At 41.0% G+C, this 10,664-nt stretch carries 11 protein-coding genes; 5 read left to right on the forward strand and 6 right to left on the reverse strand.

Going from position 1 to position 10,664, the window contains the following annotated elements:
- Window positions 1–290: 290 nt before the first annotated feature.
- Window positions 291–2,162, forward strand: a complete 1,872-nt coding sequence (locus ACTRWE_RS08240; protein WP_462879812.1) for a methyl-accepting chemotaxis protein — start codon at window positions 291–293, stop codon at window positions 2,160–2,162.
- A 57-nt stretch (window positions 2,163–2,219) separates the two neighbouring features.
- Here the strand turns inward: ACTRWE_RS08240 and ACTRWE_RS08245 are convergent, their stop codons facing one another.
- The 5 genes from ACTRWE_RS08245 to ACTRWE_RS08265 form a co-directional block, all read right to left on the reverse strand.
- Entirely contained in the window at window positions 2,220–2,972 is a 753-nt protein-coding gene (locus ACTRWE_RS08245) for a divergent polysaccharide deacetylase family protein (RefSeq protein WP_013465952.1), read from the reverse strand.
- 67 nt (window positions 2,973–3,039) lie between these two features.
- On the reverse strand, window positions 3,040–4,245 hold the full coding sequence (locus tag ACTRWE_RS08250) for a S41 family peptidase (RefSeq protein WP_462879813.1): 1,206 nt from the start codon (window positions 4,243–4,245) through the stop codon (window positions 3,040–3,042).
- 92 nt (window positions 4,246–4,337) lie between these two features.
- Window positions 4,338–5,477 (reverse strand): murein hydrolase activator EnvC family protein, encoded by a 1,140-nt coding sequence (locus ACTRWE_RS08255; protein ID WP_462879814.1) that lies wholly within the window; start codon window positions 5,475–5,477, stop codon window positions 4,338–4,340.
- Between the two features lie 3 nt (window positions 5,478–5,480).
- The gene (gene gpmM / locus ACTRWE_RS08260; RefSeq protein WP_462879815.1) at window positions 5,481–7,025 is read right to left on the reverse strand and encodes a 2,3-bisphosphoglycerate-independent phosphoglycerate mutase; all 1,545 of its coding nucleotides are present in this window, start codon (window positions 7,023–7,025) and stop codon (window positions 5,481–5,483) included.
- 235 nt (window positions 7,026–7,260) lie between these two features.
- Window positions 7,261–7,458 carry a hypothetical protein gene (locus tag ACTRWE_RS08265; protein WP_138609618.1) on the reverse strand — a complete coding sequence of 66 codons (198 nt, stop codon included), beginning with the start codon at window positions 7,456–7,458 and terminating at the stop codon, window positions 7,261–7,263.
- Window positions 7,459–7,780: 322 nt separating this feature from the next.
- Between ACTRWE_RS08265 and ACTRWE_RS08270 the strand changes: the two genes are divergently transcribed.
- The 4 genes from ACTRWE_RS08270 to gpsA are packed head-to-tail and all read left to right on the forward strand — an operon-like array spanning window position 7,781 to window position 10,040.
- On the forward strand, window positions 7,781–8,212 hold the full coding sequence (locus ACTRWE_RS08270) for a rhodanese-like domain-containing protein (RefSeq protein ID WP_013465947.1): 432 nt from the start codon (window positions 7,781–7,783) through the stop codon (window positions 8,210–8,212).
- A gap of 32 nt (window positions 8,213–8,244) precedes the next feature.
- Complete coding sequence (gene grxC, locus ACTRWE_RS08275; RefSeq protein WP_462879816.1) at window positions 8,245–8,502, forward strand: glutaredoxin 3; 258 nt, start codon at window positions 8,245–8,247, stop codon at window positions 8,500–8,502.
- 38 nt (window positions 8,503–8,540) lie between these two features.
- Window positions 8,541–9,029: a protein-export chaperone SecB gene (gene secB / locus ACTRWE_RS08280; protein ID WP_013465945.1), complete on the forward strand. Its 489-nt coding sequence runs from the start codon at window positions 8,541–8,543 to the stop codon at window positions 9,027–9,029.
- Window positions 9,030–9,032: 3 nt separating this feature from the next.
- The gene (gpsA, locus tag ACTRWE_RS08285; protein WP_462879817.1) at window positions 9,033–10,040 is read left to right on the forward strand and encodes an NAD(P)H-dependent glycerol-3-phosphate dehydrogenase; all 1,008 of its coding nucleotides are present in this window, start codon (window positions 9,033–9,035) and stop codon (window positions 10,038–10,040) included.
- Window positions 10,041–10,095: 55 nt separating this feature from the next.
- On the opposite strand, the gene trmL is transcribed toward gpsA, so the two are convergent.
- Entirely contained in the window at window positions 10,096–10,560 is a 465-nt protein-coding gene (trmL, locus tag ACTRWE_RS08290) for a tRNA (uridine(34)/cytosine(34)/5-carboxymethylaminomethyluridine(34)-2'-O)-methyltransferase TrmL (RefSeq protein ID WP_013465943.1), read from the reverse strand.
- Window positions 10,561–10,664: the final 104 nt, after the last annotated feature.

Genomic DNA, 10,664 nt, shown 5'->3' on the forward strand with positions numbered 1-10,664 from the left:
CGGGGCTTTTTTTTAGTTAAAAAAAGAGGTTAACAAAAAGTATCGTTTTTCTTATTTTGCTTACCTCTAGTCACATCTGTATATCTTTTAATTAAATATACCCTAGTTAAAGTTAATGAATAAGTTTGGTTTTAATTTAAATACATGATTTTAGTTTGTTTTTAATTTGGGTATATGAAAATATTCGCGCACCTGAGCGACTTGTCGTTCAAACCGTAGCCTAAATTAAATTATTAATTGCTGTGCTTATTGCCTTTCAATTTCATTTAACGCGAGTATTTACACTCAATATGAACTCATATTCACTAAAGAAAAAGATCTTGCTATCGGTGGTTCTTGCCCTAGCCGTTATTATTGTATTGCTATCGTGGAATAGCTACACCTCTCAAAAAGCGTTACTGTTAAAAAGCAGTATTGATAATGTAAGTCAGTCTGGTAAGCAACAAGCTGCGAGTATTGAAGATTGGCTAGCTAGTCGTCAGCAGATCATAGAGTCAGTTGCGAGTAAGGTTGAGGGCAATACGCTCAGCGCATTACAGCAAGCCAAAGTGTCGGGTGGTTTTCAATTAACTTACTTTGGAGATAGTATCGGGAAAATGACTGACTCTGATCCAAGTATTGATCGAACCGGCTACGACCCGCGCACTCGTCCATGGTATAAACAAGCACAGCTGAAAAATGGCACCGTAATTACCAAACCTTATTTAGATACTGCGTTTAATCAGTTGGTTGTTTCTATTGCTAAAACCACACAAAGTGGCGTGGTAGCGGGTGATTTATCGATTGAGTCTTTAGTTAATGATGTTAATACTATGTCTTTACCGGCAAATGGGTATGCCATCATGATGCATCAAGATGGCACTGTGATTGCCTATAAAGACACTAAAAAAGTAATGGCAGATATTACGCATATTGACTCGAAAATAAATCACCAATTCATTTTATCTAATAGTCAAAACGGTGAATTTACTCCCCTTTATTTTAAAGATGAAGGCCGAAAGAAGCTTGTTTGGGGTGAAAATATAAATAATACCGATTGGCAGTTGCTATTTGTATTGGATAAAGAAACCTTAGAGGCACCGTTAATTAGTTTATTAGTAACTCAACTCGTATTAGTCAGTGTGGCACTTTTATTGAGCGTGTTGGCTATTTCATGGTTATTAAGTGTGTTGCTTGCGCCGTTAAGCCGAGTATCTCAAGCGTTATCAACAATTGCTGATGGTAACGGTGATTTGACCCAGCGTATTAGTGTTGATACACAAGATGAAGTTGGGGTACTGGCTGATAGTTTTAATCGCTTTGTAAGCAGCCAGCATGAGCTTATAAGCCATATTCGCCAGTTAGCTACTGATTTAGATTTTGATGCAGAGAAAAGCTTAATCACCAATCAAAACAGTGTCAGTGAGTTGCAGCGTCAGCAGCAAGAAGTGGCGATGGTTGCCACTGCGGTCACAGAGATGGCAAGTGCAACCCATGAGATTGCTGCTAATGCCGAAAATACCGCGACGGCATCACAGCAGTCAGCGCAAAGTAGCCGTGAAGGTAAACTGTTAGTTGATAAAACCAGAAATACGATTAATTCACTTGCGGGTGAAATAGACCAAACAACCACCGTCATTGGCGAACTAAGCTTACATGCTCAGGCTATATCGAGTATTTTGACTACCATTCAAGAAATTGCTGAGCAAACAAATCTCTTAGCACTCAATGCCGCAATAGAGGCTGCCCGTGCTGGTGAACAAGGGCGTGGCTTTGCAGTGGTTGCCGATGAGGTGCGTGTACTATCAAGAAGAACGCAAAACTCCACAGCAGAAATTTACACCACCATAGAAACCTTACAAAATACGACCAAAAAAGCAGTGAGCTTGATGGACAGCAGTAAGGGGTATGCTAACAATAGTGTGGATGATGTTAATGCAGCAGCTCATGCACTAGAGGAAATCACCTTAGCAGTGAATGAAATTTCTGATATGGCAGGTCAAATAGCGGTTGCAGCAGAAGAGCAAACGCAAGTGACTAATGAAATTACTAGAAATACGGTCGCCATTAAAGATGTAACCGATGAAATTACTACCTCAGCAACTGCGCATTTAAGCCAAGCTGAAGTATTAAAAGACAGAGCTACAGATTTAAATGCCAAAGTAGCGACGTTTATTTTATAAATATAATGCGTTTAAGTAGTTAAATTAACTGATGGGTTAGGGGGTTTACTTACCCCATCAGTTTAATGAAATAGCTTCTTGCTGAGCTATTTGTACATATTTACGTTCGACCAGTTGCGATACTGGCACCAGTTCAAATCCTTGCTCACTTAATTGCGGCAAAGCGTGGCGTAAAAAATCGATGGTTTCGGGGTAGGGATGCGCTATTGCAATGGCAAACTGATACTTAGTTGCTTTTGATTTTAGCTCTTCTAATCTTAATTGTAGTTGCTCTGTGGTCGTTATATTGTCTAAAAATACATGTCGGCTAATATTTTCCACTCCCAAAAAGTTGGCTGCATTCTGAGCTTGGCTTAATTCAGTTGTACGGCTATCAAGAAAATACAGCTGGCGTTTTTTGAGTACTTCCATGGTCCATTTCATTGCTTGGCTTTGTTGAGTCAGCGCAGAGCCCATATGGTTATTAACTCCTTTAACTTGCGGTAAACTGGCCAGCGCATTCCCGAGCGTTTGTTGAAGTTGTGCTTTATCCATATTTAAAGTGAGCGCACCAGGCCCGAGTTTTTTACCATTTAAAGCCTGCATAGGAACATGCAACAGGAGCTCTTTATTTGACTGACTAGCAAGGGTTGCAAATATTTGAGAATAGGGGGTGTGGGGCAATATTGAATAGGACAACTGCCCAGGTAAACTCAGGAATTCTAAATCACGTTGATGATAACCTATGTCATCGATCACTATGGCTATTTGCTTGGCTTTAACAGCACTCGATGTTGCAAATAAGGCTAAAAACAGCCCAGCTAACACCATTAAATTTATAGTTTTCACGTTTTATAATTTTTATTATCTTTGTCGTGTTTAAAATAATTTACCGAATTTAGTGCATGTTGAGTAGCTGTTTTGCCTTGGTTAACTGGATATCGGCTAAATCTTCAGTGCTAAAAACGGTGTTTTGTTCTAATTGTTCATTTTTTATTATAACGGCTTTATTTGTTTGTGGAAGCGTTGTTTGATTAATCGCCACATTCGGAGTCACGCCAATACCTTCAATCGATTCACCTGATGGCGTAAAGTAGCGTGCGGTAGTTAGTTTTAAGGCGGTATCACCATCGCCTAATGGAATGAGTGATTGTACCGACCCTTTGCCAAATGACTGACTCCCCACTATTTTTGCACGCATATTTTCTTTTAGTGCTGCAGCCAGTATTTCTGCTGCAGAGGCTGAGTTTTCGTTAATCAGTACAACAATAGGTGCGCCTTTTAAAATATCGCCGCGTTTAGCGTAAAACGACTGATTAGAATCATAAAAGCGCCCTTTGGTCGTTACTATTAGACCATCTTGTAAAAAGAGATCTGCCACAGCAACCGCGCTTTTTAAAGTCCCGCCAGGGTTGTCTCGTAAATCAATAATTAAGCCTTTTAATGCGTGGCCGTAATGGTTTTGCATAGCGGCTATTTGTAAGGCAACTTCATGCAAGGTGTGGTTTGAAAAGGTATTTATAGCAATATAACCGCTACCCGCATCAAGTAGTTGCTTAGTTACACTGGCCAGTTTTATTTGTTTTCTGCTGAGGTTAAATATAAGCGGTGTTAGATTGTTATTTCGGATAATACTTAGTTGTACTTTATTGTTGGGGCTGTCTTTAATTTGCTGCGCGACTATATCAATAGGACTATTTTTAATCTGCTGATTATTAACTGCTGTAATAATATCGCCAGCTCGCAGGCCGACTTGTTTAGCAGGCGAATTATTAATTACTTTAACAATCGTGGTGCGCTGCTCAATATTTTTGACCTCAATGCCTAAGCCAGTATAGCGACCATTGGTATTATCAAATAACGCATTTAGCTCATTTTTATCTAAATATTTAGAGTAGGGATCGAGTTTAGAGTATAAGCGTTCAAATTGAGAGGTGTTGTATTCAATATACTCACTGTTTTGCAGTGCTAAATCATCAACGTAGTAGGTATGGATATTAAACAGTATTTCATTTATTTTTTGGCTTTCTAAGTCTTTAACTGAGCTTGCATAGGTAGTATTTATAAAGCCAAAAAGTGCCAATAAAAAAATACCTGCAAACAAAACCAAAACATTGGTTTTGCTTGCGATACTTTTTTTTGGCAAATGTGTGTGTTTATCATAACTGCCTCTACTAGGATGCAGTTATTTTAAGATTAAATACGTCTGCACCATTTTATGGGATTAACAGCACGCCCTTTGTGGCGTATTTCAAAGTATAGACCAGAATCGGCTTGTCCACCGCTTTGCCCAACTAAAGCAACGCTTTCACCCTCTCTGACCATATCACCCACATCTTTGAGTAAGGTTTGTGCATGCCCGTATAAGCTCATAAAGCCTTCTCCGTGGTCCACAACAATCACCCAGCCGTAACCTTTTAACCAATCTGCAAATACCACCTGACCGTTATGAATGCTATTTACTGAAGTGCCCTCTGCAGCAGAAATTAACACGCCTTTCCAGTTAATTCCGCCGTGCTTACGTTGGCCAAACTTGTGCGTAAGTTTGCCTTTACTCGGCCAGCTTAATCTTCCTTTATTTTTATTTAGGCCCAATAGCTCAATTTTTGTGGTTTTTTCTTCTTCAAGTTCTTTAATAGTTGCGATCAGCGTTTGTTCGTTCTCTTCTAAGTAACTAATTGAATTTTTTGTTTTATTTAACTGCTTTTTTAGATTTTTTAGGCTGGCTTGGCGCTCATTTTTAGCGTCAAGAAGCGCTGCTTGTCGCCTTTTTTGTTCATCAAATAAAGCAACTAGCTTTTCTTTTGTTTTTTCAAGATCAGCTTGGTTTTTCGCAATTTCTATTTGCAGCGCTTTAAGTTCATCAAGCTGCTTTATGCGGGCTTTATTTAAGTAGTTGTAATAGCTAAGCGTACGTTCAAATTTAGCGGTATCTTCTTGGTTAAGCAGCATTTTTGAATAGTCATCACTACCTGCCATATAAGCACTTTTTAACTGTGCTGCTAACACACGCTGAAATTGGGCTTGTTGTTTTTCAAGCTTTACCGCGCGTTGTTGTTGCTCTGCTTGCTGTTGTTGTGTTTTTTTAACAGATTGCTCAGCCATATTGAGTGCTTTAGCGTTTTTCGCTATAGCGAGTTCATGTGCTTTTAGTTTTTGCTGCTGTTTAGCTATTTCTTTTTGCTGTTGTTGATATTCAGCTTGGCTTTGCTCTAAAGCCACTTGAACTTGGGATAGGTCTTTTTTAGTACGATCTTCATTAGCCACGGCAACGCCAGTGACTAATGAATGCAGTACACAGATACACGCAATGACGCGGTATGCGCTTTTTTTCATAGGTTATTTCAACACCATAATTGGCGACCCTGTCATTTCTGCAGGTTGCTCTAACCCCATTAAATGCAGCATGGTTGGGGCAACATCGCTCAAGGCTTTGCCTGAATAAGCTTGTGCATCGCGACCTACATAAATGAACGGCACGGGCTCACTGGTATGTGCTGTGTGCGCTTGGCCTGTTTTAAGGTTTGCCATTTGCTCTGCATTGCCATGATCGGCGGTAATAAGTGCTTCGCCGCCATATTCTTTCAATGCATCCACTACACGGCCAATACAGTTATCTACTGCCTCACAGGCTTTAACTGCAGCCTCAAATACACCTGAGTGACCGACCATGTCGCCATTAGGGTAGTTACAAATAATGGCATCGTATTTTCCACTTTTTATTGCTTCTATTAGCTTATCGGTAAGCATTTTTGAGTTCATTTCTGGCTGCAAATCATATGTTGCAACCTGAGGTGATGGAATAAGTTCACGGGTTTCGCCGTCAAACTCATCTTCTCGTCCACCACTGAAGAAAAAGGTAACATGAGCATATTTTTCAGTTTCAGAAATACGCAGTTGAGTTTTACCTTGTTTTTCAAACCATTCGCCAAGTACGTTATTAAGCGGCGTGGGGCCAAAAGCAACAGGCGCATCAATATCAGCAGCGTATTCAGTCATCATCACAAAGGCACTAAGCTCGGGCGATTTTTTCTTATTAAAGCCGTCAAAACCAGGTTCGACAAAGGCGCGAGTTATTTCGCGTGCGCGGTCTGCTCTAAAGTTTGCAAATATAATGGTGTCGCCATCATTTACTTTTACAGATTCGCTGCCTTTAGGAGTGATCGTGCTGGCTGCTACAAATTCGTCATTTTCATCGCGCTCATAAGCGGCATTTAGTGCACTTACGCCTTCTTCATAATCAAAATCGCCTTCACCTAAGGTGATTAAATTATAGGCTTTTTCAACACGATTCCAGCGGTTGTCTCTGTCCATGGCATAGTAACGGCCAATTAGTGAGGCTAAACGGCCACATTTAAGTTCGCTAAATAAGGCTTCAATACGCTCAATAGACGCTTTAGCACTACGCGGTGGTGTATCGCGTCCATCTAAAAAGGCATGAAAGTACACCTCTTTAGCGCCGCGTTTTGCAGCCAGTTGTATACTGGCAACAATATGATCTTCGTGGCTATGCACGCCACCTGGACTTAACAGTCCCATAATGTGTACAGCTTTGTTGGCATGAACGGCTTTATCAATGTTTTCAACAAGTGCAGGGGTTGTATCAAATTCGCCATCATCAATGGCTTTGGTGATACGGGTAAAATCTTGATACACAATACGGCCTGCGCCTAAATTAACATGGCCCACCTCAGAATTACCCATTTGGCCATCAGGAAGACCGACATCTAAACCCGATGCTGAAATTAATGTATGAGGACGTGTGGCCCAAAGCTCATCTAATACAGGGGTGTTAGCAGCTAAAATAGCATTGCTTTGCTCATCTTCTCTGTATCCCCAGCCATCTAAAATCATTAATACCAGTGGTTTTTTATGCTCTGTCATAGTCACTCCTATTAGGGTCTGTTGACCTTTGCGGATTAAAATTTGTTCAAACTAGGGGCGGTTTAATCGCGGCGCGAGGTTTGTAACCTAGTGGGCTAAGTAAAAACCGAGCAAAGCTTCCGCGTCCTGCTCACGCCCCTTACCTACATCCATGTAGGCAACAAAGAGTAAATCGCCCCTAGGCAGAACCCTTCGGGCAGCACCTGTTTGGCATTGATGCTGCGTTATCGCCTATTTATGGGGAATAACCACACCACATAGGCTCTGCCTTACCTAAATACCAAACAGACTGCTGCAAATTTAACCTTGAAAGATCAACAGACCCTAGCGTTGCTAAAATACACGCTAACATTAATGCCAACATGCCAAGCTTAAGCATACCGTGTTTTATAGCTAGGATCAGCAATGAAAAGAAGATATTAAAAATTTTCAATTAGGATTGGCTAAATTGAAAACTTTAAAGGGCTAGGTTATTTTTCAGTTAAAAAGAGCAGGGCATTGTGGCTTTCAAGTGTGCTTAAACTCGCATTTTTAGCTGATTTGGGTATACTTGCGCGGCTAATCTCTATTTTATTCAAGTATTGAATAGGGTTGTGGGGTAAGTTAAGCCTATCTTGTAGGTGAAAATTCAGAGTAGCCTAACAGCGCTCTATTGATTTGCTGATGAGTGACTGCTCATTGTGCAAGTGCAATTGGTAAGAATTTAAAATATCTAAAACATCCGTTTTAGTATGTAACTTTATAGTGGAAGTCGAATGGATCAATATATTGAATTTGTCTCAAACCATCCAATTCTAAGCCTAGCTTGGGTTGCGATTGCGTTTCTTATTATTAGTGGCGCAATAAAAAGTAAATTTTCAGCAATTCGTCAAATCAATCCTCAGCAGTTAACGTTACTTATTAACCGCGAAGACGGCCAGGTTGTTGATATGCGTGGGCAAAAAGAGTTTAAAACCGGCCATATTGCCGGTGCTGTGCACTTAAACCCAGAAAAAGCTAAAGAATCTGATTTCTCGACCCTTGAAAAGTATAAGAGCAAACCCATTATAGTGGTATGTGCTGCAGGCATGACTGCTTCAGGTGTTGCAACCGCAATGCATAAAGCAGGCTATGAACAGGTTTATGTTTTATCTGGCGGTATGGGTGCGTGGCAATCAGCAAGTCTGCCAACAACAAGCGGTCGCTAATATCTCTTAGCTAAACCGATTAAGGATTAATTATGAGTAACGTTGTTTTATACACCAAAGGATATTGTCCTTTTTGTCATCGCGCATTAGCGCTGTTAGAGAGCAAAGGTGTAAAATACACAAATATTGATATTGGCGTTCAGCCAGAGCTTCGCGATGAAATGATCGCCAAAGCCGGTGGCGCAAGTACGGTTCCACAAATTTTTATCAACGATGAACACATCGGTGGCTGTGACGACATGATGGCACTAGAAGCACAAGGTCACCTTGATGCTAAGCTCAGTGCTTAATTTAATTAATTATAATAAATAACAGGTTAGGAATAACAATGAACGAACAAAATCAAAACGCAGCAGCAGAAGCTGATGCAGGTGCACAGTTTACTATTCAACGTATTTACACTAAAGATGTATCGTTTGAAACGCCAAATTCGCCGGCTATTTTTCAAAAAGAGTGGGCTCCAGAAGTAAAATTAGATTTAGATACGCGCTCTAACAAGCTTGATGAAGGTGTTTACGAAGTTGTGCTTGCACTAACTGTAACGGCATCTATCGGTGAAGAAACTGCGTTTTTATGTGAAATTCAACAAGCAGGTATCTTTACGATTGCTGACGTTGAAGAAATGCAATTAGCGCACATGCTAGGCGCATTTTGCCCTAACGTGTTATTCCCGTATGCACGTGAAGCGGTATCTAACTTAGTAAACCGTGGTACGTTCCCACAACTTAATCTTGCGCCAGTTAACTTTGACGCATTATTTGCACAGTACATGCAGCAACGCACAGCGCAAGCTGAGCAGGCTACAGCAGACGCTTAATTTATGAATACAGCCACATCAGCTGTTACTGTTTTAGGGGCGGGGTCGTATGGCACCGCCCTTGCTATTTGTTTAGCCCGAAATGGTCACAAAGTGACTTTATGGGGACGCAATAGCCAAGACGTTGCGACGCTTGCAGCTGAGCGAAAAAATCAACGTTACTTACCTGATATTCCTTTTCCTGACACCTTAATCCTTGAAGCCGATTTACAGCGTGCAACGCAAAATAGCGATATTGTTTTGGTTGTTGTGCCAAGCCACGCATTTGCTGACACATTAAAGCAAATCAAACCGGCTTTGCGGCCAAATGCAAAAATAGCATGGGCCACCAAAGGGCTAGAGCCAAATACTGGGCGTTTGTTACAAGAAGTGGCAGTGCAAGAACTAGGTGAAGAGGTGCCACTAGCGGTGCTTTCTGGGCCAACTTTTGCCAAAGAAATGGCTAAGGGATCACCAACCGCTATTTCGGTGTCATCAACGTCATCAGCATTTGCTAAACAAATTGCCGATTTATTACATTGCGGGCGCTCGTTTAGGGTGTATAACAATGATGATTTTATTGGTATACAGCTCGGTGGTGCGGTTAAAAACGTGATTGCTATTGGTGCGGGAATTTCTGATGGAGTGGGGTTTGGTGCAAATGCTCGTACCGCGCTTATCACTCGTGGTTTAGCAGAGTTGTCGCGTTTAGGGTGTGCACTGGGTGCAAAACCTGAAACCTTTATGGGTATGGCCGGGTTAGGTGATTTAATTCTAACCTGTACCGATAACCAATCACGCAATCGCCGTTTTGGTTTAGCCTTAGGCAAAGGTGAAAGTGTTGATGATGCCATTGCATCAATCGGCCAAGTGGTTGAAGGCTTTAGAAATACCAAAGAAGTGTACTTACTAGCTCAACGCGCTGGTGTTGAAATGCCAATTACCGAGCAAATATACAAAGTACTCTATGAAAATAAAGACATGAAAGCAGCTGCTATGGCGCTATTAGGTCGTGAACAGAAATCAGAATAAAACGAACTGCTAGGTTTTAGGTGACAGTTATTTTGTTTACCTAAAACCTAAAACCTTATTGGGCGTTTACAAAGCCAAGCTGGCGCCAAGATTCATACACAAACACAGCTACTGCATTAGACAGATTCATACTGCGACTATCGGCTTGCATAGGTATACGCACGCGTTGCTCGTTTGGCAGTGCTTGAATCATGTCATCAGGTAAGCCTCGGGTTTCTGGGCCGAATACTAAGCAATCACCCGCTTCATACTGTGCTTGGTGATGAAATTGGCTACCTTTAGTGGTGCAAGCATACACCTTTTTAGGTTGGCACTTTTCTAAGTAAGCATCAAATGAGGCATGGCGTTGTACATGGCTAAATTCGTGATAGTCAAGTCCAGCGCGTTTTACACGTTTGTCATCCCACTCAAACCCTAACGGTTCAATTAAATGCAATGAATAGCCAGTATTGGCACATAAACGAATGATATTCCCGGTGTTAGGCGGAATTTCAGGTTGGTATAAAACAATATCCAGCACAATAAGCCCTATAAAATCTTTAATTTGACTGGCTCAGTATACACGAACAATGAATAAAAAATGATATACTACAAACATTAAATACATCTTACACTTGGACAGAT

Source organism: Pseudoalteromonas sp. G5_S1_54_S4, from assembly GCF_054968565.1.